The sequence below is a fragment of the Polynucleobacter sp. MWH-UH35A genome, assembly GCF_018687075.1.
GTDB lineage: Bacteria > Pseudomonadota > Gammaproteobacteria > Burkholderiales > Burkholderiaceae > Polynucleobacter.
In genome coordinates this window covers 489067-512368 of the sequence record NZ_CP061285.1, presented here as the reverse complement: position 1 = coordinate 512368, position 23302 = coordinate 489067, and the positions used below count along the sequence as shown (strand labels likewise).

Below are 23302 nucleotides of genomic sequence, written 5' to 3'. Positions count from 1 at the left end.
TAAGCAATTAAAACGCTGTACCCACTTGGAACTGTAAACGCTGAATGTTATCCGTTGGTTGCGACTTATACGGGATACCATAGCTAAATTTCAATGGTCCAAGCGGTGATATCCATGATAAACCCAATCCATAGGAGTATCTGAGAACTAAATTGATGTTTTCGCCAAAGGCATTACCGCCATCGACGAAGGTAAAGAGGCGGAGGGTCTTATCCACGCCCGAACCAGGAACGGGGAAGGTGTATTCAACGTTAGAGACAATCTTGGACTGTCCTCCCGTTGGTTGCCAGGCTCCAATAATCGAGTTGTAGTACTGAGGACCCAAGGAGCCAGGCGCATAACCACGAACCGAGCCAATACCACCTACATAGTAGTTCTTAGTAATTGGGAAAGGCTTATTGCCATATGCCTCGCCATAACCAACCTCTCCATTAAAGGACAGGATATTACCCTTGGAGAAGGAATGGTATTTTTGGTATTGGCCATAAAGACGATAGAACGTGAGATCTCCAACCGGCGTGCCAACCTCCGCCGAGAGTTGCTGCAATGAGCCATCCGAAGGGATCAGCGTGCTATCACGACCATCACGTGACCAGCCAACAGTAATCGGCACGTTGTATGTGGTTACAGTGCCAGGATAGCCCGGTGCAGCAACGCCATAACTCATTGCGTAGTTCAAATACGGGATTGGGGTATTTGAAGATGTCTTAATCTGAAAGAGTTCTATACCAGTTCCGAAGAACACGCGATCCACTTCCGTGTAAGGAACGCCAAACTTAATGTTTGAACCTACTGACTTGATTTGGTAATCAGGATCGCCAACGTAATACAAAGGCTTACTTGAGCGATAGTACAAATCGGTATAGCGACTAATGCCATCTTCCGTAAAGTACGGATCGTAATTGGAGAGCGTGAGGTTCTGGTTAATTTTACCTAGGGACGCATTTAAACCAATCGCGGTACCAGTACCGAAAGCGTTATCTTGATTGATACCGGCAGATAAGATTAATTTCTCGGTAGAGGAGAAGCCCGCACCAAGAGTGATAGCTCCTGTTGGTTTTTCTGTAACCTTCACGTTGACGTCAACCTGATCAGGAGATCCAGGTACATCTTCAGTGGTGATATCCGTTTCAGTGAAATAACCCAAGCGACCTAAACGCTTCTTAGAAAGATCAATCTTGTCACTATCAAACCAAGAGCTTTCAAACTGCCGCATTTCGCGACGAATCACCATATCGCGTGTTTTGGCATTTCCTGAAATAGCGACCTGACGCACATAAATTCGGCGACCTGGATCAACTACCAAAGTAAGGTCAACCTCTGCTACATCGCGGCGAATATCGGGTTGCGGATTGATGGTTGCAAATGCGTAACCATAAGAACCCAAAACCTCAGCAATCGCTTTCGTGCTCTCCGTTAATTTCGCAGATGAGAAAGTATCTCCCGGCTTCAGAACAACCAGTTGCAACAACTCGGATTCCTTACCTAAAGTCTCACCAGCTAAACGCACATCCTTCACAGTAAACTTTTTACCCTCACGAATACTGATGGTCAGGAAGATACCTTTTTTGTCAGGGGTAATGGATACCTGAGTAGATTCGATCACAAACTCTAAGTAACCACGATTGAGGTAGTAGGAGCGAATCGACTCTAAGTCAGCAGTTAATTTTTGCTTGGAATAGAGATTGTCTTTGCTATACCAAGACAACCATCCACCAGTCTTGAGCTGCATCTCACTTTTCAGCGTGCTCTCACTAAATACTTCGTTACCAATAAAGTTAATTTCTTGAATCTTGGCAACAGGGCCTTCATCAATATTGAAATAAATAGCCACTTGATTGCGCTCAACAGGCGTTACTGTTGCGACCACCTCTGCAGCGTACATACCTTTGCCAACATATTGGCGTTTTAATTCTTGTTCGGCTTTATCAATCAAAGCTTTATCATAAAAACGTGCCTCTGCCACGCCAACCGTTTTTAAGGACTTGCGCACAATCTCGGGATCAAACTCTTTCATCCCGGTAAATTCAATTCGAGAAATCGTTGGGCGCTCCTCAACGATCACAATCAGGACATTTCCTTGGGCCTGAATCTGCACATCTCTAAAGAAGCCAGTGTTATAGAGCGCCTTAATTGCCTCGGCACCTTTTTCATCCGTAAAGGTGTCACCCACCTGCACTGGTAAATAGCTAAATACCGTACCAGGCTCTACACGCTGCAATCCTTCAACACGAATATCTTTCACTACAAAAGAATCAGCCGCATGAGCATTCAAACTCATCCCTAGCGCAATAAATACCAAGATTTGGGTTATGCAACGGGCAAAAATACGGGAAAAATGTGTCAGAGAATTCAAGGCGAAATATAGCGTTGTAAATCGTTAAACAAGGCCAGTAATGACATAGAAATCAGCAAAATAAAGCCTACTTTTTGAAGCTGCTCTTGCATTGAAGTCGAAATCCGCTTACCGGCAACCAACTCCCATGCATCATACAGTAGCTGACCCCCATCAAGCATCGGAAAAGGAAGCAAATTCAGCAAACCGATGCTAATACTCATCAGGGCTAAAAATGCCAAAAAGGGTTGCCAGCCAACCTGGGCTGACTTGCCTGCCATGTCAGCAATACTCAGCGGCCCACCCAACTGCTTTAAGGAGGTATTTCCGGTAAATAATCCAGCCATTAACCTTGCAGAAACCTTGGTAATAACCCAGACTCTTTGAGAGGCAAAGATCACTGCGTCCAATGGCCCCAATTTCAAATCCTGCCATTGCGACAAGGGTGTCAACGCCGGCAAGATACCAAGCGCTACCATCGGGTCTTTATCTGGGCTGATTTTAGGTAAATCCTTGGCGTAAAAGGGTTTTATAGAGCGTCCACCAGCAGGATTTTGCAACTCAAGGGCAAATCCATTCTCCCCGGTTAGCGCATCCATCAAACTCCAGCGCAATGCATTCCAGCTCGGGATAGGCTCAAATTCACCAAAAAGGGGCATAGCGTCAGCTTCAGACTTCAAATCTTGCCAACCAATTACTCGATCACCCTCAACCACCCCCAACTTAGCAGCTACAGAATTTTCAGGCGGAGCTTGTAAAACGGCCGGCAATTGAGGTGCGCCAGATAGATAAATGAGGGCAAAAAAGGCAATGGCGAGAAAAAAATTGGCGAATGGACCAGCCGCCACTATGAGAGATCGTTGCCACAGTGGCTTGCGATCAAATGCCTGGGATTGCTCTGCGGGAGATATTGTTTGTTGCGCATCTCGACCATCAAGTAACTTGACGTAACCACCGAGAGGAATGGATGCCACTACCCACTCCGTTTTATTTTTTGCATGGTAGGTATACAAGGGATTACCAAAACCAATTGCAAAGCGGAGCACTCGAACACCACAGCAACGAGCTGCTAAAAAATGTCCAAACTCATGAAAGCTGACCAACACTCCCAAGGTAAATAAAAATGCAGCGAGAGTAATCAACGCTTGCAAAGAATATCCTTCACCACTGTTTGCGCCGCTTGACGAGCGCGAGTATCAACAGCCAAGATTAATTCGAGTGAATCTGCATTCGCCGCAGGAATGCTTTCTAGCACTTTGCTTACCACTACTGGAATCTGTAAATAAGGCAAACCTTCATCCAAGAATGCAGCCACCGCAACTTCATTGGCAGCATTCAGAACTGTGGGGGCTGTGCCGCCCGCCTTAGCAGCAGCAAATGCCAATGAAAGACATGGGAAGCGCTCGAGCTCTGGCTCGGAAAAACTCAAGGATGCTAACTGCGTCAAACTCAATGGCGCTACTCCAGCATCAATTCGCTCAGGCCACGCTAAACCATATGCAATCGGAGTGCGCATATCAGGCTGACCCAACTGCGCTAACACTGAGCCATCACGATAACGCACCATCGAATGGACTACGCTCTGCGGATGAATCAACACCTTAATTTTTTCCAAGGACAATCCAAATAACCAAAACGCCTCAATCACTTCAAGACCTTTGTTCATCATCGTCGCAGAATCTACGGAAATCTTTCGGCCCATCACCCAATTAGGGTGCGCACAAGCTTGCTCTGGAGTAATGTTTACTAACTGATCTAACGGCGTATTTCTGAATGGACCACCTGAGGCAGTTAACCAAAGCTCTTCAACTCCTTGGCTAGAACTTTGATCTCTGGAGAATTGATTTGGCAGACATTGGAAAATCGCATTATGTTCACTATCAATTGGCAATAACTCACCGCCCCCTACTCTCATCGCCTGCATAAATAAATCGCCCGACATCACCAATGCCTCTTTATTGGCGAGCAATACCCTTTTGCCTGCTTTAGCAGCAGCCAATGCAGGAACCAATCCTGCCGCACCCACAATCGCAGCCATTACGGTATCGCAATTTGATTGAGTAACAGCGCTAACCAGCGCATCTGGTCCGTATAAAACTTGAGTATCAATTTTCTTCTCAAGCAAGAGCTTGCTTAAGCGTGTCGCACCATCAGCATCAGCAACAACGGCAATTGCAGGCTTAAATTCAATACATTGCTGAGCTAGGAGGTCTACTTGCTTGCCTGCTGTAAGCGCAACAACCTTAAATCGATCTGGATGCCCGCGCACAACATCGAGCGTATTAACGCCGATAGAGCCAGTAGAACCTAAGATGGCAAGCTGTTTCACCGGCGTTAAACCAATCCCGCCAAGAGCGCTGCGATTGGCATAGCTGGAATCAAAGCATCTACGCGATCCAAAACACCACCATGGCCAGGCAATAAATGGCTAGAATCTTTTACACCTGCCAAGCGTTTGAGTTGTGACTCAAATAAATCTCCAAAAATACTGAATGCCGTTAACACTGTCACCATCAAGAACATCGGAACCCAACCAAAACGGATTGCCCAAGCACCAAACAATGTAGATTCAAAGGGTAAAAAGTAAACACATAAGAATGCGTAAACGTAACAAAGCAATAGACCTCCGACAGCACCCTCAATCGATTTCCCAGGGCTAATTTGCACCGCAAGTTTGTGCTTACCAAATGCCTTACCCACAAAGTAAGCGCCAATGTCTGCCACCCACACTAAGGCTATGCTACTGAGTAAAAAGATGAGACCCAGCTCACGCAAGAATACCAATGCAAACCAAGTCGCCGGCAAGACAATCAAACCCAGCACCACATAAAAGGGTCGCAGCTTTGCAAGTGAAACGTCCATGCCTTTAGCCAATATGAATGGCGCCACAAAAAACCAAAATATGACCGCCAAAAGCAATAAAGCAAATTGCCATGAGGCATTCTGCATACCCAGCAGAAACAAGATAATCGCTAAGCAAAATAATGCGTAAATCCAAGCAGCACGCCCCGCTTCAGGCGCAAGCAAGCGACTCCATTCCCAGGCAGCCGCTAACAAAGCCACTAAAAAGAAAGCACCAATATAGATTTGAGGGAGCAAAAACAGAATGGGCAGCAATACCGCCAGTAGAACAAGGGCAGTAATGACGCGGGTTTTTAGCATGGTGAATATTAGTAGTGAACTACATCAAACTGCATCACTCATGGCTTGCGATGCAAGCTGAGCACTGGTACGGCCAAAACGGCGCTCACGCTGACTAAACCAGTCAAACGCTTTGTGTAATTCCTTTTCGTCAAAGTCAGGCCATAAGATATCCGTGAAATACAGCTCGGTATAAGCCAATTGCCATAACAAGAAATTACTAACACGCTGCTCGCCACCAGTGCGAATAAATAAATCTGGCTCTGGGGCATAAGCCATCGAGAGATGGGGTTGAAGCAACTCTTCAGTTACCTGTTCTGGCTTTAAGTTGGGGTTAGCTGCAAGACATTGGCGCATGGCTTGCAAGATATCCCAACGCCCACCATAGTTAGCAGCAATCGTAAAGGTTAGGCCTTTGCAGTCTGCAGTCTTTTTTTCAGAAAATTCCACCATTTCCTGAATGGCTGAATCAAAGCGACTTAAATCGCCAATTAAGCGTAAAGCAATATCATTTTCTGCAAGACGTGCGACTTCGCCTTTTAGCGACTTCAGAAATAATTTCATTAAGAAGCCTACCTCTTCAGGTGGGCGACGCCAGTTCTCAGAACTAAATGCAAATACCGTTAAGTACTCAACGCCTAACTTACGACATTCTTGAACAATCTTACGAACTGCACTTAAGCCTTCTGAGTGCCCCGCAACGCGAGGCATCATGCGCTTACTTGCCCAACGTCCATTGCCGTCCATAATAATCGCCACATGGCGAGGTATGGCACTGACCTCTGGGATAGCTAAAGTTGAGCTGGCGTGTTGAGTCATCAAATACTAAGGTTCAATCAGGCGCTTAAACCGTCATGATCTCTTTTTCTTTTTCGGCGATGATCTTATCAATATCGATTACTGCTTTATCAGTCATCTTTTGAATTTCATCGGTGGCACGACGCTCATCATCCTCAGAAATTTCTTTGTCTTTTGTTAAGCGCTTGAGATGCTCATTTGCATCACGGCGCAGATTGCGCACAGCAATCTTAGTATCTTCGCCTTCGCTTTTGACAACCTTGGTGAGCTCACGACGACGCTCTTCAGTTAGGGCGGGCATTGGCACGCGGATCACTGTGCCTTGTGATGCTGGATTTAAACCCAAATCAGAATCACGAATCGCCTTCTCAACTACTGCAACCATCGTCTTTTCAAATGGCTGAACATTGATGGTGCGGGCATCTGCCAAGCCTAAGCTAGCAACCTGGCTTAATGGCGTAGGGTTGCCATAGTAATCCACCTGAATGTGCTCCAAAATTCCTGGGTTAGCACGGCCAGAGCGAATTTTTGCTAAATTGGTTTTCAAAGCCTCAAGAGACTTTTCCATCTTTTGACTAGTGGTGGATTTAATTTCTGCTGCAGACATCAGGCCCCCTATTAAACATGTACCTTAAACGTGAACCAAAGTACCTTCAGGTTCACCTTGCACGACACGCATTAATGCGCCTGGCTTGAGAATTGAAAATACTTTGATTGGTAATTTGCGATCACGACACAATGCAAATGCAGTTGCGTCCATGACTTGTAGATTCTTAATTAATGCTTCGTCAAACGTAATTGTTTTATACAAAGTAGCTGCCGGATCTTTCACTGGATCCGCACTGTAGATGCCATCTACTTTAGTCGCCTTGAGCATTACCTCAACACCCATCTCAGCGCCACGCAGAGCGGCAGCTGTGTCTGTAGTAAAGAAGGGGTTTCCTGTGCCAGCAGCAAAGATAACCACCTTACCTTCACCCATTGCACGGATTGCGCGTGGACGAATATAAGGCTCAACCACTTGGTCCATACGAAGTGCAGATTGCACGCGTGCCTCAACACCCTTTTGGCGCAATGCATCTTGCAAAGCCAAGGAATTCATCATGGTTGCCAGCATACCCATGTAATCAGCGGTTGCACGATCCATGCCAGCAGCTCCACCAGCAACACCACGGAAAATATTTCCGCCACCGATCACAATTGCTAACTCCACTCCACTATTTACAACTTCGGCGATTTCCTTAACCATGGAATCGATGGTGACTGGATTGATGCCAAAAGCATCGTCACCCATAAGGGCTTCACCAGATAGTTTTAGGAGGACTCGTTTGTAGGCTGGCATAGTTTTTATTTTCCGTAATTTGCCAAGTAATTTACTTACTTAGCTTATTGATCTTTAAGCGCTTTTTAATATCTCAGCCAAATTATAAAGGTTTGAGGTAGGCTAAAGAAAAGGGCACAGAAACTAAGGTTTCTATGCCCTTTTGGGTATTACCAATCGGCTGGGGCAAGCCCCAAACTGACCTATTAAGCCGTTGCTTTAGAGGCGGCAGCTACCTGTGCAGCCACTTCAGCCGCAAAGTCGTCTTGACGCTTCTCAATGCCTTCGCCTACAACAAACATGGTGAAGCCCTTGATTGTTGTATTTGCAGCCTTGAGCATTTGCTCAACGGTTTGCTTGTCGTTTTTAACAAAAGTCTGATTCAACAAAGAAACCTCTTTGAGGTACTTCTGAATAGAGCCTTCTACCATCTTTTCAACGATTTCTGGTGGTTTGCCAGACTCAGCAGCTTTTTGAACCGCAACGCTACGCTCAACAGCAATTGCTTCAGCAGGAACATCGGCCATAGATAAAGCCACTGGCTTCATTGCAGCAATGTGCATTGCTACGTCTTTGGCCGCAACATCGTCGCCTTCAAACTCAACCACTACACCGATACGGGTGCCGTGAAGGTATGAAACTAACTTGTTGCTACCAGCAAAACGCTTAAAGCGACGTGGCATGATGTTCTCACCGATCTTACCGATCAATGCGCTACGAACTTCATCAACAGTCTGACCATTCAATGGCAATGCCAACAATGCAGCAACGTCAGCTGGGTTCTTTTCAGCAACCAACTTCACGCAATCATTTGCAAATGCCAAGAAGTCATCGTTCTTAGAAACAAAGTCGGTTTCGCAGTTCACTTCCAACAATGCACCAGTAGTGCCATTGATAGAAGCAGCAACGATACCTTCAGCAGTTACACGAGAAGCTGCTTTGCCAGCCTTGCTACCAAGCTTTACACGCAGAATTTCTTCTGCACGAGCCATATCACCATCAGCCTCAGTCAAAGCTTTTTTGCACTCCATCATCGGAGCATCAGTTTTGGCGCGTAACTCGCCAACCATTGCAGCGGTAATAGCGGCCATTATTCTGCTTTCCCTTCTTCAACAAACTCTTCTTCACCTTCTTTAACTGCTGTCAAGATTTCTTGAACAGAGTTTGCTTTGCCTTCGAGGATTGCGTCAGCAATGCCACGTGCGTAGAGGGTTACCGCTTTGCTGGAGTCATCATTACCAGGGATGATGTAATCAACACCTTCTGGTGAGTGGTTTGTATCCACAACAGCGATTACTGGAATACCAAGCTTGTTCGCTTCTGTAATAGCAATCTTGTGATAGCCAACGTCCACTACAAAAATTGCATCAGGAACGCCGTTCAAATCTTTGATACCGCCAAGTGCTTTTTGCAATTTGTCGAGATCACGGTCATTGGTCAAAGCCTCCTTCTTTGAAAGCTTTTCCCAGTCGCCAGCTTCTTTAGCAACTTCCATGTCTTTCAAACGCTTGAGGGAGCCTTTAACAGTTTTGAAGTTAGTGAGCGTGCCGCCCAACCAACGGCTGTCGATGTAAGGCATACCTGCACGAGCAGCTTCTTCGGCAATAATCTCGCGTGATTGGCGCTTAGTACCAACAAATAAAATCGTGCCACGATTAGCAGCAACTTGTTTTGCAAATTTCAGGGCGTCCTGAAACATTGGCAATGTTTTTTCCAAGTTGATGATGTGGATTTTGTTGCGATGACCGAAAATGAAAGGGGCCATCTTTGGGGACCAGAAGCGAGTTTGGTGACCAAAATGGCAACCGGCTTCCAGCATTTGACGCATCGTTACTGACATAACTTCTCCTAAGGGTTGGTTCTAAAGTTGAGTCCTAGCTGCGCTAAAAAACGCCACCCTGGAAGGCTCAACTCGCGATTTCAAGTCCAAAATAGACCTGAGACCAAAATTATAGCTTAAATATCAATGATCTAGCCTCCTGTACCCATAAGCAGAAAAAGAGGTGGAACCCCAAAATTGCGTCCTGATGCCCTCAAAACAGGTTAATTGCCTAATTTTTAGGCAATTGGGGCAAACTAAAACTCTCCAAGTCGTTGATAATCAAGGCATGAACAGTGTATTTACCGCAGAAAAAGACATCCTAGGGATGCGCGAAGCTGGCCGCTTAGCCAGCGAGGTTCTGGATCATGTGGCGCCCCACGTCAAAGCCGGGGTTACAACAGGCGAGCTGGATCGGATTTGCCATGAATACATGCGCGATGTCCAAAAGACCATCCCTGCTCCACTGAACTATCAGCCACCAGGCTACCCTCCTTTTCCGGCATCCATCTGCACGTCAGTAAACGATGTGATTTGCCATGGCATTCCTGGCGACAAAATTCTGAAAACTGGCGATGTAGTTAATTTAGATATCACCGTCATTACTCCCGATGGCTACTACGGTGACACTAGTCGCATGTTCATGGTGGGTGAAGTTTCTGTCATGGCAAAACGCCTGACCCAAATTACTTTTGAGTGTATGTGGCTTGGCATTGCACAAGTTAAACCTGGCGCGTCACTTGGTGACATTGGCCACGTTATTCAAACTCACGCTGAAAAAGCAGGTTACTCAGTAGTGCGCGAGTATTGCGGTCATGGTATCGGCAAAGTATTCCACCAAGACCCCCAAATTCTTCACTACGGCAAACCCGGTACCGGTGAAAAACTAGAAGCCGGCATGACATTCACAATTGAGCCGATGATTAATGCAGGGAAACGCGATATCCGCACCATGCCCGATCAGTGGACTGTCAAAACAAAGGATCGCAGCTTGTCAGCACAATGGGAGCACACGCTACTAGTCACTCAAACCGGCGTTGAAGTGCTAACCTGGTCAGAAGGCAGCAATCCTCCACCTGACTGCGTCAAAGGCCTTTCATTCAGACCCACATTAGTAAGCGCCTAAATTCATGAACAAGCCCCAAGCTGGCAGCAACATTACTGACGCAGCTAGTCTGCGCGCTGCTCGCGAGATTGCTTACAACGAATTCAGAAAAACACAATCGGTAGGAAAGTTAACTAAACAACTTTCTAAGTTGAGCGATCAACTACTTAGCCATTTATGGAATAGTTGCGGATTAAATAATGAAGCCACCTTAGTGGCAGTTGGCGGCTTCGGTAGAGGCGCTTTATTTCCTTACTCCGATATTGATATTCTGATTCTGCTACCAGCCGATGAAGAAAAAGCCAGAGCCTTATCAAAACAAGTTGAGCAATTTGTTGCAAGTTGCTGGGATACTGGATTAGAAATTGGTTCTTCCGTGAGAAGTGTGGCTGAATGCATCTCAGAGTCAGAGCAAGATATCACTGTACGCACCTCACTTTTAGAAGCCCGCCTCATTTGTGGCAAGAAACAATTATTCAAAGACTTTGCTAAAGCTTTTGAATCTGCCATGGATCCAAAAGCTTTCTTCCAGGCTAAGCAAGCAGAACAAATTCAGCGTCATTACAAGTACCAAAACACACCCTACTCTCTGGAACCAAATTGCAAAGAGAGTCCCGGTGGATTGCGTGATTTACAGGTTATCTCCTGGGTTAGTAAAGCCGCATTATTGGGTGATACTTTTAAGGATCTAAATGAGGCTGGTCTAGTCACACAGCGTGAACTTACTGAGTTAAACCGCAATCAACGCTTTTTAGAAACTCTGCGCGCCAATTTACATTTACTTGCCGGGCGTCGACAAGATGTCATCGCCTTTGACTTGCAAGCAGCCCTAGCCAAATCCATGGGCATTGAAACAGAATCTAACCGCCAAGCCAGCGAGGCAATTATGCGTCGCTACTACTGGGCAGCTAAAGCAGTAACCCAACTGAATGATGTTTTGTTACAAAACATCGAAGCACTCCTCTTTCCGCAAGAATCCAAGACGATTCTTCCGATTCCAGGCGAGGGTAACGAACACTTTATTGAGCGCCAAGGGGTATTAGATATCACTGACCCACAGCTCTATCAGAAACATCCAGAACAGATCCTGCGAACTTTCCTAGTATTCGCCCAAACCTCAAATGTGAAGAGTTTGTCTGCGACCATCTTTAGAGCGCTTTATAACGCTAGAACCAAGATGGATAGCAAGTGGCGCACCAATCCCATTAATCGCTCACTCTTTATTGAGATTTTGAAACAACCAGAGGGCGTAAGCAGAGCTTTTCACCTCATGAATCGCAGTAGCGTCTTAGGACGCTATCTTCCAGCCTTCAGAAAAATTGTTGGTCAGATGCAGCATGACTTGTTTCATGTGTATACCGTTGATCAACACATCTTGATGGTCTTGCGTAATGTAAGGCGCTTTATGGTGGTTGAGCATACGCATGAGTTTCCATTCTGTAGCAGCCTAATCGCCCATTTTGAGAAACCTTGGTTACTTGTTATTGCCGCACTCTTTCATGACATTGCCAAAGGACGCGGTGGCGATCACTCTCAGCTGGGTAAAGCAGACATGCGCAAGTTCGCCAAAGAGCATGGTCTTGATAAAAAAGACACCGAGTTATTAGTCTGGCTGGTGGCCGAACATCTCAATATGAGCCAAACAGCTCAAAAGCAAGATATCACCGATCCAGATGTCGTGAGAGCTTTCGCCAAAAAGGTAGGTGATGAGCGCCATCTCACCGCCCTTTATTTATTGACTGTGGCTGATGTACGTGGCACCAGCCCTAAAGTGTGGAACGCCTGGAAAGGCAAACTCTTAGAAGACCTATATCGCGCAACCTTGAGGGTGCTTGGCGGAGCTAAGCCAGATGCATCCTCAGAACTAGCGCAGCATCAAGAAGAATCTAGAGCCAAGTTACGCCTTTACGGCATCAATGATGATGCTTATGAAGAACTGTGGAAGCAATTGGACGTTGCTTTCTTCTTAAGACAAGACTCTTCTGATATTGCCTGGCTTACGCGCCATCTATTTAACAAGGTAAATAGCGAACAGCCGATTGTGAGAGCGCGACTGTCTCCGATTGGCGAAGGACTGCAAGTAGCTGTCTACGTCAAAGACCAGGAAGATCTATTTGCACGCATCTGTGCCTATTTTGAGAAGCACGGTTTCTCCATTTGGGACGCACGCATCCATACAACACGCCATGGATATGCATTGGATAGCTTTCAAATCTCTGGCAGTAACTTGGTAGATGAGGGCGGCAGCTATCGAGACATTATTCAATTGGTTGAGTTTGAACTCACGGCGGCACTAACTAATAGCGAACCACTACCAGCGCCAAGTATGGGTCGTCTTTCAAGACAATCGCGCACCTTCCCTATTCAGCCTCGTGTACACATGGTTCCAGATGATCGTGGCAGGTATTACACACTGGCACTCTCAGCAAGTGACCGCACTGGCTTGCTCTACACGATCTCGAGAGTGCTAGCCAAACATCAAGTCTCTATTCATACCGCCAGAATTAATACCCTAGGAGAGCGAGTAGAAGACGTATTGCTGCTCGATGCTGCTAACCTAGGTAAGAATCCTAAGTTACAGATTCAATTAGAGACTGAGTTGCTAGAGGCTTTAGGGTGACAAACTTAAACATTTGGCTGCGAGCAAACAGCGTGCAAATACTAATGTAAATCCCATTAATCAGATAGCATCAAATAATCAAGTTTGTACATAAGGTTATTATGAAAGATTCAAGCTTCCATAAAAAATTTCTTATTAACAATAACATCTAGGATCAAATAATAGAGATCATGGTTGAAAATACTCTCAGAAATTTCTATTCTTTGAAAAAATATCCCCCTGCGGAATATGAGAGTCTGTTATCTTAGCAACAGCGTCGAATTGATCAAAAAACTGAAGGCTTTTTCCATTAATTGCTATCTGAGACCCCTTTGCTAACGACCTCCACACAATCACCTGATAAAAAATCTTTTTAGGATTGGAATTATCGCTATCAACTTCAAATAATTTTTCACCATCAACAGATGCTGCATTTAGAATATCTTTAACGGCGTTGGCATCATCGATGGAGCCAAAAAAATATGCCCATCATTAGTCGTAGCCTGCCCTACACGAGGAAATTTTATCCCAACTTTTATGAAAAATTCTGTAGGATTTTTTGTCTATACAAAAATTCATCCCTATCAAAAGTATATGATTGTGAGAATGCATTCGCAATCAGCAACCCTTCTTGATCCCCAGTCGAAGAAAATATTTGGCCAAAAATATAATCAAGGATTTTAAAAATGGCAATCATCTCGCCTGACAAGCCATCTTTAATGGTCCACTTGTGATGCTAAAGATGCGCAATTGAATTTAAAAATAACAGTGAAAAATCTGTTCTATATATTTTTCGGTAGTGCAAAAAAATTTGCGTATTAACAAGATCGAAAATAATAAAGAGCAAGTATTCCGGAATACCATTTTTAGCTATGTATTTATGACCTTGGGTGTAATTGGAAGTAAACTTGCCATTATTGGCACGTTGAGCAGAAAAAGTATTAATCGTCCGATACCCTTAATAACCTCAAGTTTATTTAAATCTCTATAATTCTTAGAAAAATAGCGCGGAAAATGAAGTAAATTGTTAAGTTTTTCGGGGTAGGGGCTTTCACAAAAAGACCACGGATCAGGGAAAAAGAATTTGCAGTTCTCTGTGCCTCGTCTACTAGCGTTCATTGCGCCCACACTCCAGAGGTAATTCCCTGGGCACCTAAAGCCTCCCAAATCCGTGGGTATTGCAAATTGGGAACGTCACCCAAATGCCTTACCCCATGCACATCTGAGGTCTTTTCGGTATGGGTAGAAACCCATTGAACCAGGGGTCAAGCCATACCTCCCTTCTAAATCAAGAGTATTCGTAGCTGCATGTTTCAAACTTAATATACGAGTTAAATTTTCCAAATTCAACTCTTTCGCTGCCAAACTCATTAAACTCGGATTAAATTCATTTAACTCTAAAAAAATCATTTTCCCAAACCCTCAAGTCCGCCCAATTAAAAATAAGATTTAGACGCCCCGCTAATGGTCGCCTCGCATTAATTCTGTATGTATCACACTTTTAGGGGTGGATTGGATATCATAGTTTATAAAACCTAAAACCATTTGAAATCCAACCAATATTGGCAATGCTGAAATCATCACCTGACCAGATGTTGATGGTATTCCACTTTGAATCGATTCAAGCCAATGGAAAGCTCCATATAGAAAGCCAAATACAAAAAATATAACCCCGAAAAATAGCTCTAGACTTGCAAATGAAAAATCACGAACAAAATAGCGATATATAATTCTTTTGATTGTATTTTTTAAATTTTTAAACAAAAAATCAAAAGCTATCTTCCTTATAATTAAATTACTTCTCTCATCGCCGTAAACTGCACGCATCGGCACTTCCGCGACTACAGCCCCCAAAGTTCCAAGCCGATACAACATATCGCTCTCAAAAAAATATCTACTATCGATTTTAGATTTGGTAAGGTACTCAATTAGAGATGCATGAATTGCTGTGTAACCATTAGTTGGATCAAAAATATTCCAATAGCCACTAGATAGTTTGGTCAGCATCGACAAAAAAGCATTTCCATACAGACGAATTTTTGGCATGCCACTCAAATACTCTGGAGAGAAAAATCTATTGCCCTTTACATAGTCAGCCCTTCCAAATTGTATAGGTGCTGCAAACCTCGAAATCAATGCAGGATCCATTTGGTCGTCGCCATCAATCTTTACCAGAACATCGCATCCTAATTCAATAGCCTTATGATAACCACGTAATACTGAGCCACCCACACCAATATTATTCTCATTAAAAATTACATGAATACGGGGATCCATGAGCTTAGAAAGCACAAATGCTCCGGTGCCCTCAGGACAAAAATCATCAACAATAATGATGCATGAGACTTCGGGGCCAATTTTAGCTAAAACTCGCCCTATCTGTAGACGCACTTTATAGCTTGGTATAACGACACCAATTTTTAGATTCTTATTAAGCAATTAATACACCTCTAAGCGGAGAATTTATTAAATACATGCAACCTCTTTCTATGAGAGCCAAGCCAAAAAACAAGCTTTTTATTAAATTAATGGTGATTTTTATATCCATAATTCTTTACCTTACCTCAACAAAGCCAGCATCACTGCTTCATCGATTACCGATACACCCAATTCTTCTGCTTTTGTGAGCTTACTACCGGCATCGGCGCCAGCAACGACATAGTCAGTCTTCTTGGAGACAGATCCTGCTACTTTGGCACCCGCTTTTTCGAGGAGATCTTTAGCCTCATCTCTTGTCATTGTGGGGAATGTACCGGTTAGAACAAAAGTTTTACCCACAACCGCAGCGCTAATAACCTTTTCTTCAACAGCAAGTTGCATTCCAGAGGCTAGCAGTTGCTCAATGACCTCACGATTATGGGCTTCTTGCATAAAGCTGGTGATGGAATCAGCGACAACAGGGCCTACGTCTTTTACGGTGAGTAGATCTTCCATGCCTGCGTCCATTAAGGCATGCATAGACTGATAATGATTCGCTAAATCCTTTGCGGTGGTCTCGCCCACATGACGAATACCCAAGGCAAAGATAAATCGGGCTAGCGTAGTTTTTCTAGATTGGTTAATTGCCTGAATCAGATTATCTGCAGACTTCTCACCCATACGTTCTAAATTAGCAAGGGCAGTAAACCCGAGTCGGTAAATATCCGCAGGGGTCCTGACTAGATTGTTATCCACCAACTGATCAACAATCTTTTCGCCAAGGCCTTCAATATCCATTGCCCTTCTGTGTGCAAAATGAATCAGGGCTTGTTTACGTTGCGCGCCACAAAATAAACCACCACTGCAACGCGCAACTGCCTCATCAACTAAGCGCTCAATATGTGAATCACATACCGGACAGTTAGCTGGCATCACAAACTCTTTAGCATCTGCTGGACGGCGATCCTTAATAACCGAAACCACTTCAGGGATTACATCGCCCGCCCTTCTTACTGAGACGGTATCGCCAATGCGCACATCTTTACGTTTTACTTCATCTTCGTTATGTAGCGTAGCGTTAGTTACGGTAACGCCGCCTACTTCTACTGGCGCCAATCTAGCCACTGGAGTAATAGCACCAGTACGGCCCACCTGGACATCAATACCTAAAACTGTGGTGAGCGCCTCTTGGGCTGGATATTTATGTGCCAAAGCAAATCTGGGTGCTCGTGAGACAAAACCCAACTTCGCTTGCTCAGCAAATGAGTTGACCTTGTACACCACACCATCAATGTCATAAGGCAATGAATCTCTCTTTGCACCAATCTCGTTATAGAAAGCCAAAATCTCTTCAACAGAATGCAATACCTTACGTTCCGAACAAACAGGTAGTCCTAATTCAACATAGGCGTTAAGTAACTCTTCATGGGTTTTGGGTAACCAAGACTGGGGCTCTAGGGCGCCTAGGCCATAAGCAAAGAAAGACAGGGGTCTTTTAGCGGTAATCTTTGAGTCTAATTGACGAAGGCTGCCCGCCGCTGCGTTGCGTGGATTGGCAAATTCTTTTTCACCCAGTTCGGCAGCTTGTCGATTCATCTTCTCAAAGTCTTTGAGATACATAAAGACCTCACCACGCACCTCTAGAACCTTGGGAATATTCTTTCCAGTGAGCTTGAGTGGAATCGCACGAATTGTTTTGATGTTGGCGGTGACATCTTCGCCACTTGCACCATCCCCACGAGTTGCTGCCGTGACTAGTGAGCCATTTTCATATCGAAGGGAAATTGCTAAGCCGTCAAACTTGAGTTCACCGGCATAAGTCACATGGTCTGCATGGAGCGCCTCGCGGCAACGGCGATCAAAAGCAATCAACTCAGCATCTTCAAATGCATTATTCAAAGAAAGCATCGGCACTTCATGGGTTACCGAATCAAACTCTTTTAATGCTGCACCACCAACTCGCTGCGATAAAGACTCTGGAGTAATCCACTCTGGATGAGCGGCTTCAATATCTAATAGCTCACGATATAAACGGTCGTACTCAATATCAGGCAACAGTGGGTTATCAAGAACGTAGTAAGCATGTTCTAAGCGTGCAAGCTCTGCCTGCAAGAATGCGTACCGCTCCGCTAAATTTGTCGGACTTGTGGACGACAAGGCGAATTCCTAGCTAAAGAGTCTGCTAGCTGTAGAAGATCCAGCAGGAATGCCAGATTTCTCAAGATTGGCATACAGCACATCAAGATGCTGGCGAATGCTAATCACCGCAGCTTCACTCAAGTTAATGCCGTTGTCATCTACTAAGCGGCCATGAGCAGCCTGCGCAAGCTCAACACCCTCAGAGAGCATTCTTTCAAAGGCACGTTCTTCTTGTGGTACCAAGGGAACCTCTAGGAGCAGCGTAATTTGGGAAACAGGCTTATTGGGATCTAAATCGGTACTATTAAAAAGCACCAGACCTTTACTGAGATATTCATATTGGCGCCCATTGCGAGCCAACTTAAAGCCGCGTTGACGCATCAGCGCATCGAAGTTCCCCCAAGGACAAGGCTCATCAAACAGAATATTGATACTCAATTGAATATCACTCTCCGCAGCCATTACATCCAATTCTTTAGCGCTCTCCAGCATGGCGCTAACGCTAGGCATATCAATTTGTGAGCCCAAAGTTTCAGCAAGAGCTTGGGCACGAGAGCAGAAATCAGAGAGCTCCAAGACGCCAATTGGGCCTTTACGACTAGCTAGCTGAATGGCCAACTGCAAATCTGAGTATGTGGAGTCGGGATGAAGTTCTTCCCAATCTTCCGCAACATCAATATTGGCATTCAATCCTTCACACATCCAACGTGCAGTTGATTGCGCCTCAAGATCCGTCCAAGCATTGATTTCCTGAAGAATTTCTGCGCCGCTAATTGCCTCGTCAAAACGCAGCGTAATGACGCAATCAATTCTGGGGTCAATCGTAAATTTTTCTGGAGCAGAAATCGTCATTGGCTGCACATCGCCAAAACTGGGTTCGATACGCGAGGGGTCGGCATCAGCAAAACCCGGACCGAAAGTGGGTTCTCGTGCAAAACGACCATCCAATGAATAGTCACTTTGCTCTTTTGCCTTACGACGAGCGCGAGCGTACTTAATATTCAGGACGGCTACCATTATCAGAATCAATAAACCGATAACAGCCAAAGCCAATTGCAAATCAGACAAACCCAACATCGTCATGATTTGTTCCACGTACACTTAAGCAGCCTCCACCATTGATACCGCGGATGAAATATCCACTGCAACAATGCGGGATACACCCTGCTCTTGCATCGTGACACCAATGAGCTGATGAGCGATTTCCATGGTGATCTTGTTATGTGAGATAAACAAAAATTGTGTCTTATCTGACATTTTGGCAACCAACTGCGCATAGCGCAAGGTATTTGCATCATCCAATGGAGCATCAACCTCATCGAGTAAGCAGAATGGGGCTGGGTTCAAGAGGAAGAGCGAGAACACCAAGGCAATCGCAGTCAATGCCTTTTCACCACCGGAGAGGAGGTAAATAGAGCTATTTTTCTTACCAGGAGGCTGGGCCATTACCTGTACACCAGAATCCAAGATCTCTTCGCCCGTCATTACCAATTCAGCATGACCACCACCGAATAACTCTGGGAAAAGTTTGCCAAAGTGGGCATTCACCTGATCAAAAGTACCCTGCAAGAGATCGCGAGTTTCCGCATCAATCTTCGCAATTGCATCAGTCAAAGTCTGCATCGCTTCGTTCAAGTCAGCAGATTGAGCATCCAAGAACTGCTTACGCTCACGAGAGCTGGATAACTCATCTAGCGCAGCCATGTTGACTGGGCCTAGAGACTGAATCTCTGTATTTAAACGATTCACTTCAGTTTGCAATGCGCCGACCTTCAGATCAGGGCTGAAACTTGCCTCAAGTGCAGTGAGGTCAGCCTCAGCATCTGACAACAAGGTGGCAAATTGCTCAAAATTTAAACGAGCAGCCTGTTCACGCAATTGCAAATCCACAACTTTGTCGCGCATTGGTTGCAAGCTACGCTCAACCTGCATACGTGACTCATCAGCTTCACGCAATTGATGCAATAAAGCATCCTGCTCAGTGCGTGCATTTGCCAAAGCAGCTTCACGAGCACTACGTGCCAGCAATAAGCCCTGTAATTTGTCTTGCGCTTCTTCATCGCTCAAGGTTTCGAGTTCTTGAGCGGCAGCATCATGCTTATCCTGAATCTCCATGATCTGAGTACGGGCAGTGCTTTGATCACGCTGCAAATCAGCAATGCGCTGCTGCAATGAGCGGGTTGCAAATGCGGCCTCTTGAGCAGCCATCTCAGCAGCGCGAAGTGATTCACGCAAACGATCACGCTCTTCAGTGGATCGCTCTAATTTTTCTTGCGCAACTTGCAAGGCTTCTTGCAAACCTTGTTTTGACTCTTCGGATTCATTTAATTCGGCCGCAGATTGCTCTTGAGTTTGACCCAATTGCTCCATCTGTTGACGCAATTCACTCAACTCACCCTGAATCTGGGCTGCGCGTTGACTGTATTGCTCTTCAGCCTGAGTCAACTGCATTCTTTCAACCTCAAAGCCATGCGCTTCTTGAACGGCATGCTCAGCATTCTCACGCGCTTGCTCGGCAGCTTGATGCGCTGCTTGGTAGTTTGCTACGCACTGATCCAATTCACCTTTGAGTTCGCTTTGCATGAGCTGTTGTGCGCGCAATTGTTTTTCGAGACTTTCCATCTCTTGCGCGCGAGCCAACATGCCAGCCTGCTCAGAGTCAGCCGCATAAAGCTGCACACCAACACGACTGACTAAGTGACCTTGTTGAGTAACAAATGCGCCACCTGCAGGTAATTTTTCACGGCGATGCAAAGCATCTTCCAGACTGCTCGCAATATAAATATTGTCCAACCACTCTTGTAATACTGAAGTCAGTCTTGCTGCGCCTGCACTTTGCACGCGACTGAGTAATGGCGTGAAGTCAGCCGGAGCAGAGGTATGGGCTGGAGTAATTTCTTCAGCGAGCAAAATCGCCAAACGGCTTGGAGGCGCATCATTAGCCAGAGCCAAGGTTTCTTGTACGCTCTTTGCTGTAACAGCAGCTAAACGCTCACGCAATACTGACTCCAGAGCAGCTTCCCAGCCACTCTCGACCTTCAACTCTTGCCAAAGACGCTTAGTCTCTTTAAGACCCTTACTCTCTAACCAAGGACCAATCTTGCCTTGCGCCTGTACGCTAGCCTGCAAAGCAGTCAACGCCGTCAATTTTGCTTCAGTCTGCGCTAAATTTTGATTAGCTTCTTGTATTTTTTGCTGAGCAGCGTTGCGGGCTTCATCAGCCGCTGGCACACGTTGTTGGGCCTCACCTGCGCGCTGCTTGGCCTCATCCACTTTACGAGCGGCCATTGCCTGACGATCAATTGCCATCTGTAATGCTTCAGCATCTGGACGACGCAAACCATCTAACTCGATAGTGAGGCGATTCTCGCGCCCTTTTAATTCATCAGATTGTGCTGAGATTGAACGTAGGCGCTCACCCAAACTGGCAAGACGCTGTTCAATTGTCGCCAAAGAATCGCGTGCATTATTTAACTCACGCGATGCATTTTGATAAGCCTCTTCGCGACTTGGCATTTGTTCTTGCAAGCCATTTAAGTCAGCCAATAAGGTTTGCTCTTTTTCAGCAGCTAAAGATAACTCGTGTTCAGCAGTGCGCTGCGCTTGTGCTGCATCAGTTTCTTGCACGGTCCAACGTTGTAATTGCGCCTGCAGATCTTGACTCTGCTGCTGCAAACGTTGGCGCGCCTCTTGCACATAATGAATCTGTGCTTCAACCTGACTTACATCTGAATTGGTTTGATATAAATCGCCTTGCGCTTGGGAAACTTTATCTTGTAAAGCGTACTGTTGTGTACGCATCGTTTCTAGTTCAGCTTCAGCATGACGCAGCTTTGCAGTCTGCTCTTCTAGGCCCACCTGGGTATCACGGATGCCGTTGGCATGGCGCTCTTGCTCTTTGCCAGCCTCAGTCTGACGCACAAACCATAAGAGCTGTTGCTGCGATTTCATCTGCGTAGAAAGCTCTGCGTGACGTTCCGCAACAGTCGCTTGTTTTTCTAAGCGCGTTAACTGTTGATCGAGCTCACGCAAGATATCTTCAACACGCGTTAAATTTTCTACAGTGTCTTCTAAGCGTGCAGCAGTTTCTTTGCGACGCTCTTTGTATTTAGAAACACCAGCAGCTTCTTCCAAGAACACGCGCAGCTCTTCTGGTTTTGCTTCCAAAATGCGGTTGATCGTGCCTTGACCAATAATTGCATAACCTCTTGGGCCCATGCCAGTGCCCAAGAAAATATCTTGAATGTCTTTACGACGCACTACTTGGTTATTCACGTAGTAACTCGAATTTCCGTCACGAGTTAAAACACGTTTAATACCTAATTCAGTAAAAGCACTCCACTGACCCTGAGCACGACCTTCGGTATTGTCAAAAATCAATTCCACACTGGCGCGGCCAGATGGCTTACGCAAACCTGAACCATTAAAAATAACGTCTTGCATGGATTCACCACGCAATTCGCTAGCGCGGGATTCACCCAAAACCCAGCGGACGGCGTCAATAATGTTCGACTTTCCGCAACCGTTAGGACCCACAACGCCGATAAGTTGGCCAGGCATTTCAAAATGGGTTGGGTCTACGAAAGACTTAAAGCCGGAAAGTTTGATGGATTTCAGTTGCACGGCGTACTTTGCAGGGAAAAATGAGGTTCAAATAAAGGGGTAAACAATTAAAGCTAAAGTGGGAAGATGATAGCAAGCTCTTGCCTGCTTAGACGCGTTTTTGCCCCATCTATATAATGATAAATCTACCCTCAGGGACAAAATCCCTTAACAATCTGATAGTTAACTAAAAAGCATGAGCCAATCACCACAAAACATCATCGAACAAGCCTGGGAAAACCGCGCAAACCTCTCCCCAGATAGCGCTCCAGGTGATGTCCGTAACGCCGTAAACGCAGTCCTGGAAGGCCTCAACGCAGGCACCATCCGCGTGGCTGAACGCCGCGATGTAGGTAAATGGGAGGTCAATCAGTGGGTGAAGAAGGCCGTTTTGCTCTCTTTCCGCCTTGAAGACAACAAACCAATGAGTGCTGGTGGCTATACCCAGTTCTACGACAAAGTCCCCAGCAAATTTGAGAACTACTCCGCAGCTGACTTTGCTGCTGGTGGTTTCCGAGTGGTTCCCCCTGCCGTAGCCCGCCGCGGCTCATTTATCGGCAAAAATGCCGTATTAATGCCCTCTTACGTCAATATTGGCGCATATGTGGGAGAAGGTACGATGGTTGATACCTGGGCAACGGTAGGTTCTTGTGCCCAAATCGGTAAAAATGTTCATCTTTCTGGTGGTGTTGGTATTGGGGGAGTTCTTGAGCCTATCCAAGCAGGCCCTGTCATCATTGAAGATAACTGCTTTATCGGCGCCCGCTCTGAAGTGGTTGAAGGCGTAGTTATCGAAGAAAACGCCGTTTTATCCATGGGCGTCTACATTGGTCAAAGCACCAAGATCTACGATCGCGAAACTGGTGAAGTGCACTATGGTCGCGTTCCGGCTGGTTCCGTTGTTGTCCCTGGCTCACTCCCATCCGCTTGCGGCAAGTACAGCTTATATGCAGCAATCATCGTGAAAAAGGTTGATGCTCAAACTAGAGCAAAGACTGCCATTAACGAATTACTCCGCGACTAAG

The 23302-nt window shown here is 45.6% G+C and carries 16 protein-coding genes; 3 read left to right on the top strand and 13 right to left on the bottom strand.

Going from position 1 to position 23302, the window contains the following annotated elements:
• Positions 1 to 7: 7 nt before the first annotated feature.
• The 9 genes from bamA to rpsB form a co-directional block, all read right to left on the bottom strand.
• Positions 8 to 2281: an outer membrane protein assembly factor BamA gene (gene bamA, locus ICV36_RS02705; RefSeq protein ID WP_251375057.1), complete on the bottom strand. Its 2274-nt coding sequence runs from the start codon at positions 2279 to 2281 to the stop codon at positions 8 to 10.
• Positions 2282 to 2352: 71 nt separating this feature from the next.
• Complete coding sequence (locus ICV36_RS02700) at positions 2353 to 3486, bottom strand: RIP metalloprotease (protein ID WP_215401004.1); 1134 nt, start codon at positions 3484 to 3486, stop codon at positions 2353 to 2355.
• The gene (gene ispC, locus ICV36_RS02695) at positions 3474 to 4664 is read right to left on the bottom strand and encodes a 1-deoxy-D-xylulose-5-phosphate reductoisomerase (RefSeq protein ID WP_215401003.1); all 1191 of its coding nucleotides are present in this window, start codon (positions 4662 to 4664) and stop codon (positions 3474 to 3476) included. The genes ICV36_RS02700 and ispC overlap by 13 nt, the downstream gene beginning before the upstream one ends.
• A 5-nt stretch (positions 4665 to 4669) precedes the next feature.
• Entirely contained in the window at positions 4670 to 5497 is an 828-nt protein-coding gene (locus ICV36_RS02690) for a phosphatidate cytidylyltransferase (protein WP_215401002.1), read from the bottom strand.
• 24 nt (positions 5498 to 5521) lie between these two features.
• The gene (locus tag ICV36_RS02685) at positions 5522 to 6295 is read right to left on the bottom strand and encodes an isoprenyl transferase (RefSeq protein WP_215401001.1); all 774 of its coding nucleotides are present in this window, start codon (positions 6293 to 6295) and stop codon (positions 5522 to 5524) included.
• 25 nt (positions 6296 to 6320) lie between these two features.
• Positions 6321 to 6881, bottom strand: a complete 561-nt coding sequence (gene frr / locus ICV36_RS02680) for a ribosome recycling factor (protein WP_215401000.1) — start codon at positions 6879 to 6881, stop codon at positions 6321 to 6323.
• 24 nt (positions 6882 to 6905) lie between these two features.
• Entirely contained in the window at positions 6906 to 7616 is a 711-nt protein-coding gene (gene pyrH, locus ICV36_RS02675; protein WP_215400999.1) for a UMP kinase, read from the bottom strand.
• Positions 7617 to 7801: 185 nt separating this feature from the next.
• Positions 7802 to 8686 carry a translation elongation factor Ts gene (tsf, locus tag ICV36_RS02670; RefSeq protein ID WP_215400998.1) on the bottom strand — a complete coding sequence of 295 codons (885 nt, stop codon included), beginning with the start codon at positions 8684 to 8686 and terminating at the stop codon, positions 7802 to 7804.
• Complete coding sequence (gene rpsB, locus ICV36_RS02665) at positions 8686 to 9435, bottom strand: 30S ribosomal protein S2 (protein WP_071467757.1); 750 nt, start codon at positions 9433 to 9435, stop codon at positions 8686 to 8688. The genes tsf and rpsB overlap by 1 nt, the downstream gene beginning before the upstream one ends.
• Before the next feature lie 268 nt (positions 9436 to 9703).
• Here rpsB and map point away from each other — a divergent pair, with 268 nt between their 5' ends.
• Both map and ICV36_RS02655 read left to right on the top strand, forming a co-directional pair.
• A complete protein-coding gene (gene map / locus ICV36_RS02660; protein WP_215400997.1) occupies positions 9704 to 10540 on the top strand; it encodes a type I methionyl aminopeptidase in 837 nt (278 codons plus the stop codon).
• Between the two features lie 4 nt (positions 10541 to 10544).
• Positions 10545 to 13139: a [protein-PII] uridylyltransferase gene (locus ICV36_RS02655; protein ID WP_215400996.1), complete on the top strand. Its 2595-nt coding sequence runs from the start codon at positions 10545 to 10547 to the stop codon at positions 13137 to 13139.
• Positions 13140 to 14579: 1440 nt separating this feature from the next.
• On the opposite strand, the gene ICV36_RS02650 is transcribed toward ICV36_RS02655, so the two are convergent.
• From ICV36_RS02650 to smc, 4 genes are all read right to left on the bottom strand, one after another.
• Entirely contained in the window at positions 14580 to 15557 is a 978-nt protein-coding gene (locus ICV36_RS02650) for a glycosyltransferase (protein ID WP_215400995.1), read from the bottom strand.
• Positions 15558 to 15677: 120 nt separating this feature from the next.
• Positions 15678 to 17693: an NAD-dependent DNA ligase LigA gene (ligA, locus tag ICV36_RS02645; RefSeq protein ID WP_215400994.1), complete on the bottom strand. Its 2016-nt coding sequence runs from the start codon at positions 17691 to 17693 to the stop codon at positions 15678 to 15680.
• A 9-nt stretch (positions 17694 to 17702) separates the two neighbouring features.
• Positions 17703 to 18776: a cell division protein ZipA C-terminal FtsZ-binding domain-containing protein gene (locus ICV36_RS02640; RefSeq protein WP_251375056.1), complete on the bottom strand. Its 1074-nt coding sequence runs from the start codon at positions 18774 to 18776 to the stop codon at positions 17703 to 17705.
• Complete coding sequence (gene smc, locus ICV36_RS02635; RefSeq protein WP_215400993.1) at positions 18777 to 22298, bottom strand: chromosome segregation protein SMC; 3522 nt, start codon at positions 22296 to 22298, stop codon at positions 18777 to 18779.
• 175 nt (positions 22299 to 22473) lie between these two features.
• Between smc and dapD the strand changes: the two genes are divergently transcribed.
• Complete coding sequence (gene dapD, locus ICV36_RS02630; protein WP_215400992.1) at positions 22474 to 23301, top strand: 2,3,4,5-tetrahydropyridine-2,6-dicarboxylate N-succinyltransferase; 828 nt, start codon at positions 22474 to 22476, stop codon at positions 23299 to 23301.
• Position 23302: the final 1 nt, after the last annotated feature.